General features: G+C 65.8%; 20 protein-coding genes. 14 read left to right on the top strand and 6 right to left on the bottom strand.

Annotated features, from left to right (window positions below):
* Window positions 1-12 precede the first annotated feature (12 nt).
* Window positions 13-756: a hypothetical protein gene (locus ACQUQO_RS06100; RefSeq protein ID WP_435077077.1), complete on the top strand. Its 744-nt coding sequence runs from the start codon at window positions 13-15 to the stop codon at window positions 754-756.
* A gap of 12 nt (window positions 757-768) precedes the next feature.
* Here ACQUQO_RS06100 and ACQUQO_RS06095 read toward each other — a convergent pair whose 3' ends face one another.
* Both ACQUQO_RS06095 and ACQUQO_RS06090 read right to left on the bottom strand, forming a co-directional pair.
* Window positions 769-1,872, bottom strand: coding sequence for a glycosyltransferase (locus ACQUQO_RS06095; RefSeq protein ID WP_435077076.1), 1,104 nt, complete (start codon window positions 1,870-1,872; stop codon window positions 769-771).
* A gap of 24 nt (window positions 1,873-1,896) precedes the next feature.
* A complete protein-coding gene (locus ACQUQO_RS06090; RefSeq protein ID WP_435077075.1) occupies window positions 1,897-2,946 on the bottom strand; it encodes a glycosyltransferase family 4 protein in 1,050 nt (349 codons plus the stop codon).
* 88 nt (window positions 2,947-3,034) lie between these two features.
* Here ACQUQO_RS06090 and ACQUQO_RS06085 point away from each other — a divergent pair, with 88 nt between their 5' ends.
* From ACQUQO_RS06085 to ACQUQO_RS06075, 3 genes are read left to right on the top strand one after another with little or no spacing between them, the layout of a single operon-like run.
* Window positions 3,035-3,310, top strand: coding sequence for a ribonuclease P protein component 4 (locus ACQUQO_RS06085; RefSeq protein ID WP_435077114.1), 276 nt, complete (start codon window positions 3,035-3,037; stop codon window positions 3,308-3,310).
* 31 nt (window positions 3,311-3,341) lie between these two features.
* Window positions 3,342-3,587 (top strand): YhbY family RNA-binding protein, encoded by a 246-nt coding sequence (locus ACQUQO_RS06080; protein WP_435077074.1) that lies wholly within the window; start codon window positions 3,342-3,344, stop codon window positions 3,585-3,587.
* Window positions 3,587-4,558 (top strand): mechanosensitive ion channel family protein, encoded by a 972-nt coding sequence (locus ACQUQO_RS06075; RefSeq protein WP_435077073.1) that lies wholly within the window; start codon window positions 3,587-3,589, stop codon window positions 4,556-4,558. Before ACQUQO_RS06080 ends, ACQUQO_RS06075 begins: the two co-directional genes overlap by 1 nt.
* Window position 4,559: 1 nt before the next feature.
* Here the strand turns inward: ACQUQO_RS06075 and ACQUQO_RS06070 are convergent, their stop codons facing one another.
* The gene (locus ACQUQO_RS06070) at window positions 4,560-4,835 is read right to left on the bottom strand and encodes an ArsR family transcriptional regulator (RefSeq protein WP_435077072.1); all 276 of its coding nucleotides are present in this window, start codon (window positions 4,833-4,835) and stop codon (window positions 4,560-4,562) included.
* 125 nt (window positions 4,836-4,960) lie between these two features.
* Here ACQUQO_RS06070 and ACQUQO_RS06065 point away from each other — a divergent pair, with 125 nt between their 5' ends.
* Genes ACQUQO_RS06065 through ACQUQO_RS06055 form a run of 3 tightly spaced genes read left to right on the top strand, consistent with a single transcriptional unit; the run spans window position 4,961 to window position 8,380 of the window.
* A complete protein-coding gene (locus ACQUQO_RS06065) occupies window positions 4,961-5,263 on the top strand; it encodes a hypothetical protein (RefSeq protein WP_435077071.1) in 303 nt (100 codons plus the stop codon).
* Window positions 5,263-7,086: a ribosome biogenesis/translation initiation ATPase RLI gene (locus ACQUQO_RS06060; protein WP_435077070.1), complete on the top strand. Its 1,824-nt coding sequence runs from the start codon at window positions 5,263-5,265 to the stop codon at window positions 7,084-7,086. The genes ACQUQO_RS06065 and ACQUQO_RS06060 overlap by 1 nt, the downstream gene beginning before the upstream one ends.
* Window position 7,087: 1 nt before the next feature.
* Window positions 7,088-8,380, top strand: coding sequence for a hypothetical protein (locus tag ACQUQO_RS06055; RefSeq protein WP_435077069.1), 1,293 nt, complete (start codon window positions 7,088-7,090; stop codon window positions 8,378-8,380).
* A gap of 2 nt (window positions 8,381-8,382) precedes the next feature.
* Here ACQUQO_RS06055 and ACQUQO_RS06050 read toward each other — a convergent pair whose 3' ends face one another.
* The gene (locus tag ACQUQO_RS06050) at window positions 8,383-8,901 is read right to left on the bottom strand and encodes an archaemetzincin family Zn-dependent metalloprotease (RefSeq protein ID WP_435077068.1); all 519 of its coding nucleotides are present in this window, start codon (window positions 8,899-8,901) and stop codon (window positions 8,383-8,385) included.
* Window positions 8,902-8,940: 39 nt separating this feature from the next.
* Between ACQUQO_RS06050 and ACQUQO_RS06045 the strand changes: the two genes are divergently transcribed.
* The 4 genes from ACQUQO_RS06045 to npdG are packed head-to-tail and all read left to right on the top strand — an operon-like array spanning window position 8,941 to window position 11,389.
* The gene (locus ACQUQO_RS06045; protein WP_435077067.1) at window positions 8,941-9,366 is read left to right on the top strand and encodes a UPF0146 family protein; all 426 of its coding nucleotides are present in this window, start codon (window positions 8,941-8,943) and stop codon (window positions 9,364-9,366) included.
* Window positions 9,363-10,241 carry a TIGR01548 family HAD-type hydrolase gene (locus tag ACQUQO_RS06040; protein WP_435077066.1) on the top strand — a complete coding sequence of 293 codons (879 nt, stop codon included), beginning with the start codon at window positions 9,363-9,365 and terminating at the stop codon, window positions 10,239-10,241. The genes ACQUQO_RS06045 and ACQUQO_RS06040 overlap by 4 nt, the downstream gene beginning before the upstream one ends.
* 28 nt (window positions 10,242-10,269) lie before the next feature.
* Complete coding sequence (locus tag ACQUQO_RS06035) at window positions 10,270-10,665, top strand: hypothetical protein (RefSeq protein WP_435077065.1); 396 nt, start codon at window positions 10,270-10,272, stop codon at window positions 10,663-10,665.
* Between the two features lie 58 nt (window positions 10,666-10,723).
* Complete coding sequence (gene npdG / locus ACQUQO_RS06030; protein WP_435077064.1) at window positions 10,724-11,389, top strand: NADPH-dependent F420 reductase; 666 nt, start codon at window positions 10,724-10,726, stop codon at window positions 11,387-11,389.
* Window positions 11,390-11,465: 76 nt separating this feature from the next.
* On the opposite strand, the gene ACQUQO_RS06025 is transcribed toward npdG, so the two are convergent.
* Window positions 11,466-11,894 carry a universal stress protein gene (locus ACQUQO_RS06025; protein ID WP_435077063.1) on the bottom strand — a complete coding sequence of 143 codons (429 nt, stop codon included), beginning with the start codon at window positions 11,892-11,894 and terminating at the stop codon, window positions 11,466-11,468.
* Between the two features lie 167 nt (window positions 11,895-12,061).
* On the opposite strand from ACQUQO_RS06025, the gene ACQUQO_RS06020 reads away from it, so the two are divergent.
* Window positions 12,062-12,217 (top strand): hypothetical protein, encoded by a 156-nt coding sequence (locus ACQUQO_RS06020; RefSeq protein WP_435077062.1) that lies wholly within the window; start codon window positions 12,062-12,064, stop codon window positions 12,215-12,217.
* Window positions 12,218-12,220: 3 nt separating this feature from the next.
* Here the strand turns inward: ACQUQO_RS06020 and ACQUQO_RS06015 are convergent, their stop codons facing one another.
* Window positions 12,221-12,958 carry an SDR family NAD(P)-dependent oxidoreductase gene (locus tag ACQUQO_RS06015; protein WP_435077061.1) on the bottom strand — a complete coding sequence of 246 codons (738 nt, stop codon included), beginning with the start codon at window positions 12,956-12,958 and terminating at the stop codon, window positions 12,221-12,223.
* Between the two features lie 77 nt (window positions 12,959-13,035).
* On the opposite strand from ACQUQO_RS06015, the gene ACQUQO_RS06010 reads away from it, so the two are divergent.
* Together ACQUQO_RS06010 and ACQUQO_RS06005 are read left to right on the top strand one after the other, a co-directional pair.
* The gene (locus ACQUQO_RS06010; RefSeq protein WP_435077060.1) at window positions 13,036-13,302 is read left to right on the top strand and encodes a hypothetical protein; all 267 of its coding nucleotides are present in this window, start codon (window positions 13,036-13,038) and stop codon (window positions 13,300-13,302) included.
* Between the two features lie 61 nt (window positions 13,303-13,363).
* Entirely contained in the window at window positions 13,364-14,329 is a 966-nt protein-coding gene (locus ACQUQO_RS06005) for an ROK family protein (RefSeq protein WP_435077059.1), read from the top strand.
* Window position 14,330 lies beyond the last annotated feature (1 nt).

Genomic DNA, 14,330 nt, shown 5'->3' with positions numbered 1-14,330 from the left:
ATCCGACCCGATATGGCATTCAGCGTTCTCACCGTTCTCCGCCAGTCGCTCAGGCGGCTGGCGACCGGTCCCGCGTTGCTCGTCCTGTTGGGATTGGCCCTTGTCCAGACGATTGCGCGGTTCGTCCCCGGCCAGTTTGCCCGCCCCACGCCCGGCGTCATCGGCGCTGGTGGCGGTGGCTCACCAGTTGTATTCACCGGGAACCCGCTGCCGATTCTCGCAGGCCTCGTCGTGGCCCTCGTCGGCGTCTATCTCGCACTCGTCACGATTCGTGTGTTCGCCGGCCAGTGGGGCATCGTCGAGCGCGAGCATCTCACCCACCGGGTGGGATTCGGGGTGGCGAACCTGCTCGGCATCTCCATCGTGCTGGCGGTTGCGGCCGTCATCGGCGTGTTCGTGACCGTGCTGGGCGGTCTCGTCGGCGCAGTGGTCTGGCTCGTGGCCTTTCTCGTCCTCGTCGCAGTGTCGTTTTTCACCCCCGCCTTCATCGCCATCGAGGACGACAACGTCCTCACGGCCTTCAAGAAGAGCTTCGGAGTGTTGCGGCGCTCGCCGGTGCGGGTCGCCGCGCTGCTGGTCGCGCTCGTCGTCGTGAACGCCATCCTGCAGGCGGTCGGGAGCGCCGTCGCCGGCGCGGTCGCCTCGGTTCCCGTCGTGGGACCGTTCGTGCTCGCACTCGTGAGCGGACTCGGTAGTGTCTTTCTCTGGGTCGCCATCGCCCGCGCCTACGACCATCTCGAAACCACAGCCGTCTGACGCTGCTGGACGCTACAGAACGGTGTCGTAGACCGCCGCGAGCGCATCGACGGAGTGTTCGACGCTCATCGCCTCGCGCCGCGAGCGACAGGTCGAAGACAGCCCGTCGCGCTCGGCGAGTGAGCGACCGAGCGCGTCCCGGAAACCAGCGATGTCGCCCGGCTCGTAGTGATACCCCGTTTTACCGTCGTCGATGGTCTCGGTAAGCGCGCCGCTATTCACCCCGACGACGGGCGTGCCACAGGCCATCGCTTCGAGCGCGACGAGTCCCTGGGTTTCGACGGGACTCGGGAAGGCGAAGACGTCGAGCGCCGAGTAGAACTCACCGAGCTCCTCGCGGTCGAGAAAGCCGAGAAAGCGGACGTCCGCGTCTCGCTCGGCGGCCTCCTCCTGAAGCGTTTTGCGCGCCGGACCGTCGCCGCCGAGGACGAACGTGGCGTCCATCCCGTCGGCGGCCGCCACGAGGTCGGTGAGTCGTTTCTCGAAGCCGTGCCGACCGGTGTAGCCGACGAGCGGCCCTGTCCCTTCCGCGGGGAGATCATGACGGGCGCGGAACTCGGTCGCGTCGGTCGGGACGAACCGGTCCGTATCGACGCCGTTCGGCACGACCGACACCGGACCCACGCCACGGCGTTCGAGCGCCGCGCGGGCGGTCTCGCTCGGCGCGATGACGTGGTCGGTTCGCCCGAGAAACCAGCGCTCGTAGGCGTTTCCCGCGCGGGCGACCGCATCCAGCAGCCAGCCCTCGGCGAGATAGCCGGCGTACTCGGATGTGGGGGTGTGGTAGGAGGCGACCAGCGGGCGGTCGATGTCGCGCGCGAGACGCAGGCCCCCCAGTCCCACGCCGAACGGCGTGTGAGCGTGGACGATGTCGGCATCCTCGACCGCGCTGGGTACCGACGGTGCGCCGATGTGGAAGTTCTCGTAGAACGGAAACGGCAGGCTCCGGACTGGGTGTTCGCCCGGCGCGGGGTCGTGCGCGTCAGCGCCCGGATAGACGACGTCCATCCGACCACCCCTGTTCTGCCAGCGCTTGCGCCACGTTCGGATGGTGTAGGTGACGCCGTTCACCGTCGGCAGATAGGTGTCGGTGAAGGCGGCGACGTGTGGCGGCATCGTCGGTGATTCCGGCAGGGAGGATTAAGCCGTTGTGACTTCGCGGTAGATGTGCGAAAGCTCGTCACCCACTCGTTCGAGGCTGTGCTCGGCCGCGGTTTCGCGCGCGTTCGCCCCCAGTCGCTCGCGGAGGTCGGGATCGTCGGCGAGCCTGTCGAGCGCTCTGCGGAACTCGACTCGACTACTGCATTTCAGGCAGTCCTCGCCGTGGGTGAAGAACTCTTCAAACACTGGGATGTCGCTGATGACCACGGTCTTCCCGCAGGCCATCGCCTCCAGCACGACGATGCCCTGATTTTCGACCTTCGTCGGGAAGCAGAACACGTCGCCCGCGCCGAACGCGCCGCGTTTGTCCTCGACCCACCCAGTAAAAGTGAGATTTTCTGGCGGGTTGTCGGTCCATTTTTTCACCACCGGCGAGGCGTGCGGGCCGGTGTCGTAGGTGCCGAACCACGCGAAGTCGTAGTCGGTCGCCTCGGCGAGCCGACAGAAATCGGTGAGACCCTTGCGCTCGAAGACGCTACCGAGCGCGAAGACGACCATCCCGTCGAGGTCGTAGCGCCCGCGGTAGGTCTCCCGCAGCGCCTCGTGGCCCGCGAGCGAGTCGCGGTCGATGCCGTTGGTGATGGTTTCGATGGGAGCCTCGACGGGGTAGTCTTCGAGCAGTTCTTTGGTATACTGGCTCGGACAGAGGAGGAGGTCGGCCTGCGAGTAAAACCAGCGGAGGTAACGCCTGAGCAGCGGTGCGACCTCCGAGGAGAACCGAAAGGACTCGCCGAAGTCCTCGGCGGTCATGTGGGCGTGGAGGACGAGCGGAATCCCGTTTTTCCGGGCGTGACGCGCGACCGCGAGACTGCCCGGACCGGGCGCGTTGCAGTGGGCGAGGTCGAACTCACGAAACGCGTCGTCGCCGGCCGCGAGCGAGCGCACGGTAGCGGGAACGTCGCCGCGCCACGGCGAGGTCACGATATCGATGTCGGTGTCGGCGAGCGCTTTGCGTTGCTGGGCGGCGGCGGTCCCCCACCCGCTGCGCTGGAGCGGGCCTTCGCATTCGAGGTAGTTGAGCGCGCGCACACCGAAAGCGCGCCGGCAGGTCGAAAAAGTCCACCGAAACGGACGGCAAAACCCATACCGTTCGCCGGCGAACGCTCGGCAGTATCGCATGACGCTCGCCGACGAACGCATCGACCGCCTACACGCGCTGGCCCGCGAAGCAGCCACCGGGGGTCACGCCGACCGCGCCCGCGAGTGCGTCAGGCTCGCCCGCCGGGTCGCCGAGCGCAATCGCCGCTCGCTTCCTCGGGAGTTCGAGCGCTTCACCTGCGACGCCTGCGACAGCTACCTCCGGCCGGGCCGGAACTGCCGGGTGCGCACGCAGGACGGTCACGTGGTGATTACCTGCGAGTGTGGCACACAGGGGCGCTATCCGTATGGATAGGCTTACCTTCGACGCGCGAGGACGGCCAACGATGACCGACGAACGACTCAGGAAGCGCGCCCACGGCGTCGATGCCACGCTGCGGGTCGGAAAGGGTGGCATCGAGAGTGTCGTCGAGGAACTCGACAGCCAACTCGACGACCGCGAGCTGGTGAAGGTGAAGTTCCTCCGGGCGGCCCGTGGCGCGGGGACGACCGACGAACTCGCCACCGACCTCGCCGAGCGAGCGGATGCCGAGGTGGTGGAGACGCGCGGGAACACGGCGACCTATCACTGATGGTCCGGTTCGCCGACTGGCTCGGCCAACAGGCTCCCACGGAAACGCCGAACGGGACGAACGTCACGGAGGTCATCTCGAACCCCAAAATCGGTCCCGTCGGGGAGTTCCTCCACGGTCTCGGAATTCCCTACTACGGCGTCCTCGGCGCGCTCATCACGTTCGTCGTTGCGCTGTTCGTCCTCTACTCGCTCGGGCGGGCAACGGTGGTACCGTTCGTGAGCCGACTGTTGAACCGGCGCGGTCTCGATACCCACGAGAAGAAGCCGCTCCTCCGGCTGACGAAACTGCTCGTGGTCTTCGTCGCCATCGCCATTGCGTTCAGAGCGGCCGGCTATCGGGGGCTGCTCACCTCGCTTGCGACCATCGGGGCTGCCGCGACGCTCGCCATCGGTTTCGCTCTCCAGGACACCATCTCGAACTTCGTCGCCGGCGTGTTCATCTACACCGACCGGCCGTTTCGCATCGGCGACTGGATCGAGTGGGAGGCCGGAACCTACGCCGGCATCGTCGAGGACATCACCTTCCGGGTCACGCGGGTGCGTACCTTCGACAACGAACTGCTCACGGTGCCGAATTCGATACTCACCGGTGACGTCATCAAGAACCCGGTGGCCAAAGACGAACTCCGGCTCCAGTTCACCTTCGGCATCGGCTACGAGGACGACATCGAGCAGGCGACCGACATCATCATCGAGGAGGCCGAAAGGCATCCCGACATCCTCGACGACCCCGCACCGACCATGCGGATGAGCACCGACGGCGCGCTCGCCGACTCGTACGTTGGCCTGACCTCCCGGTTCTGGATCGCCGACCCCAACCGGGCGGACTTCCTGAAGATTCGTGGCGAGTACATCACGAACGTCAAGCAGCGCTTCGACGAGGCCGGCATCGACATCCCCTTCCCGCAGGCGGACCTCTCGGGACGGGTCGGCATCGAGAACCCACGACGAATCGAGTCGTCGGAGTGACTCAGTCGTCGGAAACCGCCGCGTCGGTCTCGCCTTCGGCGGTCGGCGGTCCCGTTATCTCGTAGAGGTTTTGGCGAGCGTCGGCGAAGTAGACGTCCTCGTCGATGGCCCCGATGCCCTCCAGGCGTTCGAGCGCGTAGCGGACCGTCCGCGCCGAGAGCATCGACTCCTCGACGATGCCCTTCTGGGTGAGCGTGCCGTTGTATTCGAGCACCTTGAACACGAGTTTCGCGCTCGGCGGCAGGTCCACGAGGCGCTCTTCGTCGGAGTCACTCATCGGCCGAACGCACGTGCGCGACGGGGATAAAACCGCGGTCTGCGCCTGCACGCAGCCGTGAGTCGGCGCGTGCGGGCCAGCGGTGAGAGCGAACGGCTTTTGAGCGCGTGGTCGGTAGTTCGGGTATGGCGACCGAGACAGCCGACGCGCGGGCCGACCATCTCCGGAGTCTGACGGTCTCCTCGGTCACGTCGCTTTCGGGCATCGCGGCCGGGCTCGTCTCCCAAGCGGTCGCGAGCGGGGCGACCGACACCGCCGGTCTCTACCCGCTCGCCGGCGTCATCCTGCTCCAGCTCCCCCTCTTGCGGCTGCTGGGGGTCGACGTCGAGGACTTCTCGATGAAGGACAACGTCTACATCGCGTTCATGACCTTTGCGCTCTGGTTCGTGACGTGGGCAATACTGCTGACCACCCAAACTAGCTTCTGATGGCCGACGACAGCATCGCGGTCGTCGACCTCGACCGCTGCCAGCCCGACCGGTGTAACTACGAGTGTGCGAACTTCTGTCCGCCCAATCGGACGGGCGAGGAGTGCATCGTCACCCGTGAGGAGCGTTTCGAGGACGACGGGTACGATGGCGGCCCGGACCAGATTTCCATCTCCGAGGAGCTTTGCTTGGGCGAGACCTGTGGCATCTGCGTCGAGAAATGTCCCTTCGACGCCATCGAAATCATCAACCTCCCGCAGGAACTCGACGACGATCCTGTGCATCGCTACGGCGAGAATTCCTTCGCGCTCTATGGGCTGCCGGCCCCACAGGACGGGAAAGTCACAGGGATATTGGGACCGAACGGCATCGGCAAGACGACCGCCGTCAGGATTCTCGCCAACGAGATCACGCCCAATCTCGGCGAGTGGGATGGACCGGCGGGCTGGGAGAGCGTCATGGAGGAGTATCGGGGGACGGAACTCCAGAGCTACCTCGAAGACCTTCAGGAAGAGGCGATAACGGTCGCGCGAAAGCCCCAGTACGTCGACCAGATTCCCAAACGATTCGATGGCAACACGCGCGAGCTACTCGCCCGTACCGACGAGCGCGGCGTGCTCGACGAGTTGGTCGAGCGGCTCTCGATTGGGCCAGTCATGAACCAGCCAATCGACTCGATTTCGGGTGGCGAACTCCAGCGGGTGGCGCTGGCGGCGACGCTCGCCCGCGACGCCGACTTCTACTTCCTCGACGAGATCACCCCGTATCTCGACATCGGCCAGCGCATGACCGCCGCGCGGCTCATCGGCGACCTCACAGGGGAGGACCGCTCGATGCTCGTGGTCGAACACGACCTCGCGATTCTCGATCTGCTCGCCGATTCCCTCCACGTGGCCTACGGCGAACCCGGAGCCTATGGGGTGATTACGCCGCCGAAGTCGGTGAAAAACGGCATCAACGAATACCTATCAGGGTATCTCGAAAACGAGAACATGCGCATTCGCCCGAACGCCATCGAGTTCGAAGAACACGCCCCCCGGAGCGTCTCGGCGGGCGACGCCTTGGTGGAGTACCCGGACATCGCAAAATCCTACGGCGACGGCGAGTTCTCCCTCACAGTAGAAGGTGGCACCATCCACGAAAACGAGGTGCTCGGCGTCGTCGGCCCGAACGGCATCGGCAAATCGACGTTCGCCGAACTGCTCGCCGGGAACCTCGACCCCGATACCGGCAGCCTCGACGCGAGCCTCGATGTCTCGTACAAACCACAATACATCGACATCGACCAGCCGATGCGCGTCGACGCCTTTCTGTCCTCGATTACCACGGATTTCGGTTCGTCCTACTGGAACACCGAAATCGCGCAACCGCTCCAGCTCGACCGGGTGATGGAGCAAAATTTGACTGATCTCTCCGGTGGGGAGCGCCAGCGCGTCGCCATCGCGGCCTGTCTCTCCGAAGAGGCCGACCTCTACGTGCTCGACGAGCCATCGGCCCACATCGACGTCGAACAGCGCGTGCAGGCGACGACGGCCATCCGCCGGTACGCCGAGAACCACGACGCAACAGCTCTCGTTATCGACCACGACACCTACATGATCGACCTGCTTGCCGACCGGCTGTTGGTGTTCGACGGCGAACCCGCCGAGTCGGGCCATGCCAGCCCGCCAGTGGGTATGCGCGAGGGGATGAACCGATTCCTCGAAGACCTCGACGTGACCTTCCGGCGCGACGAGCGCGTCGGCCGCCCGCGCATCAACAAACCCGGCAGCCAGCTCGACCGCGAGCAGAAACGCGCCGGCGAATACTACTACACGGCCTGACGTGCGTCCCTTCTCACGGCTTCGCCGACGGCTCGAAACCCCCTCCAGACGGCGTGCAGCGGTCTTCGCCGCGCTCTGTCTCGTACTAAGCGCGCTCGCGCTCGTCGGCTTCGTGAGCGCGAGCACGCCGACGGTGACGGTCGCCGAGGACCTGCCCGAGCGGAACACACTCGTCGGTCTCCAAGGATACCACGACGAGGGCCGGGCGCTCGAACTCGCCCCCAACGGAACCGTGGTCTGGGAGTATACGACTGTGGAGAACGTCTTCGACGTCGAGGCGCTCGGGCCGTCTCGCGTGCAAATCGCGGGTGCGGACGCCCTGCCCGACGAACAGTGTCCGTCACGCTACCGCGACGACGGCACGCCGGGGTGTGTCCATAACACCGTTCGCATCGTGAATCAGACGACCAACGAGACGCGCTGGCAGTACGGCTGGTACGACGTCGAGCGCCACGAGCACGAACTCCACGACGTCGACCGGTACACGGTGGATGGCGAGGCGCGCTGGGTGTTCGCCGACATGGGTAACGACCGCGTGTTCGCAGTGAATCGCAGCGGGGTAGTGCAATGGCAGTGGAACGCCAATTCGACCTACGACCCGCCGCCCGGCATGGGTCCCGAGGACGACTGGACCCACCTGAACGACGTCGATAGAGTGAGTGAGAATCGATTTCAGGTAAGCCTGCGGAACTTCGATACCGTCGTCGAGTTGCGCATCGGGGCGAACGACTCGATTCGGGTAGAGCCACTCGTCGGCCCGAACCGGTACACGCCGAACGGCAGCGCGGGACCGCTCGACCGACAGCACAACCCCGACCGCCTCGCCGACGGTCACCTGCTCGTTGCCGATTCTGAGAACGACCGCATCGTGGAGTTCGAAAACGGAACCCCGGTGTGGACGGCTGGCGGGAGCGCCCGCCTCGACTGGCCGCGCGATGCCGACCGTCTCAAGAGTGGGAACACGCTGGTCGTCGATTCGTACAACGACCGTATCGTCGAACTCGACGGCACAGGAGAAATCGTCTGGGCGGTCGAGACGGGGAAGTTGCCCTACGACGCCGACCGCATCCCCCGGGATGGCTCCGGCGAGGGAAGTCGTGACGAGCCGACCGCCGACGCGGCGGGCTTCGACGGCGGAACGAACGAGACGAGTTCCCTCCGGGACGCGCTCGCCTACGGACTGACGCTGCTGCGGTACTCGATTCCGGGCTGGGTCGACACGTGGGGGTTGCTCGCGGGCGGAGTGCTCTGTGGACTCGGTGCGGTCGTCGAAACGTGGCGGTGGCGACGATAGGGCTAGACGAGCGCCGAGCAGTCGGGACAGAGCTGCTGGTTTTTGACATCGACCTCGCGCACGGTTGGAGAAAAGTTCATCACGCAGCTCTCGTCGTCGCAGTGTTCGAGTCCGAGGGTATGGCCGATCTCGTGGACGACCTCCTTGCGGACGCGCTCGCCGAATACGTCGTCTTCGGAGCGGTCGAGGCGGCCACCGTCGGCGGCGGTCCGGAGACGATACGTCGAGACGACGCTGCCGTTGCCGGAGAGGTAGGCCAGTCCGAAGACGTAGTTGCGCCGGCGGTAGAAGAGGTCCTCAGTGGTGAGGGCGATGTTCTTCTCCGCGGAGCCGACGTGGCCGGCGAGTTCGATGAACGCCTCGGCGCGGTACTGGCTCCGACTCTCGTCGTAGGCGTCGTCCGGGAGCGCACGGGCGTCGTGGAGCATGACGTCACAGCCGTAGACCGACCGCAACCCGGCCGAGGCCGCCCGCTTGATGGGAGCGGGGACGTCGCCGACCGGCACGATGTCGACGTGCATACGAAGGGGTTAGGACGCCCCAATCATAAACGTCCCGACGTGAACCCCCGACATCGGACCCCCCGTGGTCCCCTCGCCGACGCACTCGCCGCCCGTCTCTCCCGTTTCGACGACCTCGTCGAGGTCGGTGTCGGCGCACGGACCGACGTCGCCGCCCGCCTCGCCGAGGAGACATCGGTACTGGCGACCGACATCCGTTTCCGTACCGTGCCCGACGGCGTCACGTTCGTCCGCGACGACATCACCGACCCCGAAACGGGTATCTACGCCGATGCAGCCGTACTCTACGCGCTGAACCTCCCGCGGGAACTCCACCGGCCGACGCGAGCGGTCGCGCGGGCGGTCGGGGCCGAATGCTACTTCACGACCCTCGGCGGCGAGTTTCCGGCCATCCCGACCGACGCCGAGACGCTGCCGGCCGGCGAGACACTCTTTCGTGTCACGGGTCGGGGAGGTGACTCGTGAACCCCGACGCGGTCGTCCTCGACATCGACGGCGTGCTCGTCGACGTCGCCGACTCATACCGGCGGGCAATCGTCGAAACGCTCGACACGGTCCATGGCGAGTCGATGAGTCAGGAGGGCGTCCAGTCGTTCAAGGAGGCCGGCGGGTTCAACGACGACTGGGAACTCACGAGCGCAGCAGCCCTCTATCTGCTCGCCCGGCGCGAGGGACTGACGCTCTCAGTTGAGGCGTTCACCGACGCGATTGCAGCGACCGGTGGCGGACTCGCCGGTGCCGAAACGGCCGTCCGAAACGCGCTCGCACCCGACGAGCGCGAGCGGGCGTTCGCGGCGTGGGACCGCGAGCGACTGCGCGACGTCTTCCAGCAGCTCTATCTCGGCGGCGACCTGTACGACGACCTCGAAGACGGGGAGCCGGACCCCGCCATCGCTGGCGCTGGCTTCATCCACGACGAGCGAGTGCTCGCAGACCGGGCGACGCTCGATTTCCTCACTGAGAACTTCCGAGTGGGCGTCGTGACCGGACGGCCGGCTGCCGAGGCCGATATCGCCCTCTCGCGGGTGGGGCTGGACGTCCCGAACGAGCACCGCTTCACGATGGATAGTCCAGTTCCTGGAAAACCCGACCCGGCGGCGCTCGTCGCGCTCGCCGACCGCCTCGACGCATCGAGCATCGTCTTCGTCGGCGATACGCTCGACGACGTTCGCACGGCGCGCAACGCCAGTGAGGCGGACCCGGGGCGGGAGTATTCCGGTATCGGGGTTCTCACTGGTGGTCTCGATGGCGAGACGGGTCGCGAGAAATTCGCGCGCGCCGGCGCGGACGAGGTGTTCGGGAGCGTCAACGAACTGACTGAGTTACTGGAACCGACATGATTAAATATATTTTTCGTTGACAGAGGGTATGGGCTGGCTCACAATCGAACGCGGTGGCTGGTCGGCTGCGGCTGGGGCGTTCCTTTCGTTTCTCGCGGTCACGCTACTCGTTCCGTTCGGCTCGCTCATGTGGGTCGTTGCGTTCTGTGTGCTGCTTCCAGTCGGCGCGGCGGTTGTCTATTGGGTGGGTTTCGTCGGCAGCGTTGGCCCGCGAACGGACCAGCCGGGGCGACTGACGCTCTGGTTCCTCACCGCGTTCGTCGTCGCTATCGTCGGGTACATGGCGACGTTCGAGTTGACGAGCGACGGAAGCATCCCGGAACTCCTCGGACAGGTACTCTCGCTCATGCTCTCGGGATGGGTAGCGAACTGGCTCGTGCATCGCAATGGGGTCGAACGGCTCCGCAACCGCGTCGCTGGATGAGAGCAACGACGCAGTTGCCGCTCGCAACGCTTATTCGGCGTTCGGGCGACCGTTGGGTATGCGCATTGCACTCTGTGGCGGCACGGGCGACCTCGGCAGAGGACTCGCCCTCCGGCTGACCCGCGACACCGACCACGAGGTCATCGTCGGCTCCCGGGACCCCGAGAAAGCCCGCGAGCACGCGACCGAGTACGAGGACGAACTCGACAGTCGGGACATCGATGGCGACATCAACGGCTTCGACAACGCGATGGCCACCGACCGCGCCGACATCGCCATCCTCTGCGTGCCGGCTTATCACCTCGCCGATACCGTCGAGGGAATCGAGGGCAACCTCGACGACACAGTGCTGGTGAGTCCCGCCGTCGGCATGCACCGCGAGGAGGGGACGATGAGCTACAACCCACCCAGCGCGGGCAGCGTGACCGCCCTTGCCGCCGCGGCCGCCCCCGATGGCATTCCGGTGGTGGGAGCCTTCCACAACCTCGCGGCCGGTCGCCTCGCCGACCTCGACGCCACCCTCGACTGGGACGTGCTCGTGGTCGGCGACGACGGCGACGCGAACGCCACGGTCGAGGGCCTTGCCGACGGCATCGACGGGGTTCGTGCGCTCGCTGCCGGCCCGCTCGCCGCTGCACCCGAAGTCGAGGGTCTCACGCCGCTGCTCATCAACGTCGCGGCGAACAACGACGACCTCGCCGACCTCGGCGTGCGCTTTCGCTGAGCGGTTTTGTGAGCGAAATCAAGCCGTCTAGCGGTTACGGACCAGAATCACTCCACACTGCTCGGCCAGCCATCGCCTATTGTTCGACGGACACCACGGTTGGGCATTCCGCGTTCAGAATTATCGATTGTGTGACGCTTCCGAACACGGTTTTCCCTGCCGGAGAGCGTTTTCGTCCAGCGATGACGATGTACCGAGCGTCCTGTTCGGCCGCATACTCGACGATTCGGGTTTTGGGATCGCCCATCAATCCAACGGCTTCGGCAGAGATATCGAACTCGGCGACCGCGCTCGCTGCTACGTCCGTTGCCGTCTCTCGCACCTCCTCGTCGCTGATTTGAACGTCCGGTCTGGTCGCATGGACGCCCTCCATTTTGATCATGTCCGATTTGGTCAGGGCGTGCACGGCGTGGACAGTGTCGTCGAAAGCCGTTGACAAACGTTCTGCTTCCGCTATGGCCTTTGCCGTCCGGTCTGATTGGTCTACTGCGGCGATGATTACCATACCATCTATTTCAGAACAGTAGTCTTACGCTTTTCCCTTCCATACCCTGTCCAGACCGTTCGCATCTCTTCTGAACCGCACTCACTGCTCACGGCTCACTTCGGTCGTCAGCCGCCAGTCGCCAACCGACCGGATGACTTTTCACGTACTGCGTCGACGTGCGCGGTATGCACACACTCCTCCATCTCGGATTCAGTCACGCGCAACCGGTCGTGGTCGTCCTCGCCGCGATAGCCACCTTCGCCGTCGGTCTCTGGGTCGGAATGTCCCGCCGGGCGGACAGCCCCACGAACACGCGACTCGACGAGGACAGCGACCGATAGGTTTCAGACCCGTTCGGGTCGCCAGCCGCCGTCGACCGCGACGTTCTGACCGCTCAGGTAGTCGCTGTCCTCGTCGAGGAAGAACCGCACCGCCTGCACCATGTCCTCGAAGTCCGCCGGCCGCCCGCGCGGGAGGTCGTCGGGGAACACCGCTGAGTTCTCGACCACGTAGGGCGAGACGGCGTTCACCGTGATGCCGTCGTCCTGCGTGTCGGCCGCGAGCATCCGGGTGAACATCACCACGCCCGCTTTGGCGACGAAATACGGGAAGTTTTTCGGGCTGACGAGCAGGCGGTCGGCACTCGCGTAGCCGATGTTGACGATGCGACCCCACTCGCGCTCGCGCATCCCCGGAAGCGCGCGCTTCGCACAGAGGTAGGTCCCGTTGAGATTCGTCTCCAGCACGCGATTCCACGTTTCGAAAGAAATCTCCTCCCAGTGGCTCGGCGCGAACGCGCCGACGTTGTTGACGAGAATATCGACCGCGCCCAATTCGCCTTCGACCACGGTAAACAGCTCGTCGACCGCCGTGGGGTCGGTCACGTCGCCCTGTACGGTCGTGGTCTCGACGCCGAACTCACCAGCTCGCTCGGCGACTGCCGCCGCTTCGTCATCGCTCGTGTGGTAGTTGACGGCGACCGCTGCGCCGCAGTCGGCCAGCGACAGGAGAAGCTCGCGACCGATACCCCTCGCGCTCCCCGTCACCAGCGCCGTACGCCCCGAAAGGTCGGGTTCGATCATGGCGAGGGTTCCGTCCCGACGACCATACGTCGTCCGGACGCCACAACGATTTTGTCAACCGAGCACGACGCGAAACTATGGCCACCGAAGCCTCGAACGACCAGTACGAACAGGTGTATCAGGCCACCTACGATGCGGTGTGGGCCGTCGTCGGGGAGGTCGTCTACGGACTCGTTCTCGCGGCGCTGTTTCTCGTCGGCATCGATATCGTCGTGGTCTCGCTGATGGGGTTTGTAGCCATAGCCACGCCGATAGCGGTGGTTTTTGCCCTTCTCGGGGTCGTTCTCGTCGTCATCACCGCCCATCGGTTCGCGAAGCTGTTCGACCTCCTGCCGTGGTCGTAGATGCCACGGCCCGCCACCACGAACCGTGACGAACTAAGTCGCCGGGAGCCACAGTCGAGTCATGGCGACCTACGCCGGCGTCGACCTCGGGGGGACGAACGTCCGGGCGGTCGTCGCCGACGCCGACGGGACGATACTCGGCAGTCACAAACGGGCGGCCCCGCGCGGTCCGAACGGGCTGGCCGTCACCGAGGCGATACTCGACTGCCTCCGCGAGGCGTCGGCGGCGGCGGGAGTCGAACCCCAGAGTACGAGGGCGGCCGCCATCGCCGCCGCCGGACGGCTCGACCTCACGGAGGGGCTGGTCGAACCGACGAACATCCCGGTGGGAGAGGTTCCCCTCCGCGGACCGGTCTCGAACCTGCTCGCAACCGACGACATCCACCTCCACAAGGACGTCGCCGCCGGCGTCATCGGCGAGCGCTATCACGCGGCGCGCAACCCCGACGACATGGCCTACCTCACGATCTCCTCGGGCATTGGGGCCGGCATCGCCGTCGACGGTTCCATCCTGTCGGGCTGGGACGGCAACGCTGGCGAGGTCGGCCACATGACAGTCGACCCCGCCGGGAGGATGACCTGTGGCTGCGGTCACGACGGCCACTGGGAGGCCTACTGCTCGGGCGCGAACATCCCCGACTACGCCAGAGTGCTCTGGACGGAAGCCGACCGGCCCGATACCGCCATGCCCATCGAGAGCGACGAGTTCGTCGCCGCCGACGTGTTCGCTCACGCCGAGGAGGATAGGCTTGCCGACCACGTCGTCGAGCGCCTCGCGGGCTGGAACGCCCTCGGCGTGGCGAACCTCGTCCACGCCTACGCGCCGCTGGTCGTTTCAGTGGGTGGTGCGGTCGCGCTCAACAACGAATCCCTCGTCGTCGAGCCGATACGCGAACGCCTCGAAGGGTTGGTGATGACGAACGTCCCCGAGATTCGCCTCACCGACTTCGGCGACGACGTGGTCGTCCAGGGCGCGCTCGCGAGCGCGCTCACCGGCGGCACCGGTGACGTCGACCGCCGCGAGTGAG

The sequence above is a fragment of the Halococcus sp. AFM35 genome (assembly GCF_051195015.1).
Lineage (GTDB): Archaea > Halobacteriota > Halobacteria > Halobacteriales > Halococcaceae > Halococcus.
This window is presented reverse-complemented; position numbering and strand designations above follow the sequence as displayed.

Excerpts from the sequence above, each read along its gene's own strand:
- ACQUQO_RS06100 (WP_435077077.1), top strand. The coding sequence starts at position 13 with ATGGCATTCAGCGTTCTCACCGTTCTCCGCCAGTCGCTCAGGCGGCTG.
- ACQUQO_RS06095 (WP_435077076.1), bottom strand. The coding sequence starts at position 1,872 with ATGCCGCCACACGTCGCCGCCTTCACCGACACCTATCTGCCGACGGTG.
- ACQUQO_RS06085 (WP_435077114.1), top strand. The coding sequence starts at position 3,035 with ATGACGCTCGCCGACGAACGCATCGACCGCCTACACGCGCTGGCCCGC.
- ACQUQO_RS06080 (WP_435077074.1), top strand. The coding sequence starts at position 3,342 with ATGACCGACGAACGACTCAGGAAGCGCGCCCACGGCGTCGATGCCACG.
- ACQUQO_RS06075 (WP_435077073.1), top strand. The coding sequence starts at position 3,587 with ATGGTCCGGTTCGCCGACTGGCTCGGCCAACAGGCTCCCACGGAAACG.
- ACQUQO_RS06070 (WP_435077072.1), bottom strand. The coding sequence starts at position 4,835 with ATGAGTGACTCCGACGAAGAGCGCCTCGTGGACCTGCCGCCGAGCGCG.
- ACQUQO_RS06065 (WP_435077071.1), top strand. The coding sequence starts at position 4,961 with ATGGCGACCGAGACAGCCGACGCGCGGGCCGACCATCTCCGGAGTCTG.
- ACQUQO_RS06060 (WP_435077070.1), top strand. The coding sequence starts at position 5,263 with ATGGCCGACGACAGCATCGCGGTCGTCGACCTCGACCGCTGCCAGCCC.
- ACQUQO_RS06050 (WP_435077068.1), bottom strand. The coding sequence starts at position 8,901 with ATGCACGTCGACATCGTGCCGGTCGGCGACGTCCCCGCTCCCATCAAG.
- ACQUQO_RS06035 (WP_435077065.1), top strand. The coding sequence starts at position 10,270 with ATGGGCTGGCTCACAATCGAACGCGGTGGCTGGTCGGCTGCGGCTGGG.
- npdG (WP_435077064.1), top strand. The coding sequence starts at position 10,724 with ATGCGCATTGCACTCTGTGGCGGCACGGGCGACCTCGGCAGAGGACTC.
- ACQUQO_RS06025 (WP_435077063.1), bottom strand. The coding sequence starts at position 11,894 with ATGGTAATCATCGCCGCAGTAGACCAATCAGACCGGACGGCAAAGGCC.
- ACQUQO_RS06020 (WP_435077062.1), top strand. The coding sequence starts at position 12,062 with ATGCACACACTCCTCCATCTCGGATTCAGTCACGCGCAACCGGTCGTG.
- ACQUQO_RS06015 (WP_435077061.1), bottom strand. The coding sequence starts at position 12,958 with ATGATCGAACCCGACCTTTCGGGGCGTACGGCGCTGGTGACGGGGAGC.
- ACQUQO_RS06010 (WP_435077060.1), top strand. The coding sequence starts at position 13,036 with ATGGCCACCGAAGCCTCGAACGACCAGTACGAACAGGTGTATCAGGCC.
- ACQUQO_RS06005 (WP_435077059.1), top strand. The coding sequence starts at position 13,364 with ATGGCGACCTACGCCGGCGTCGACCTCGGGGGGACGAACGTCCGGGCG.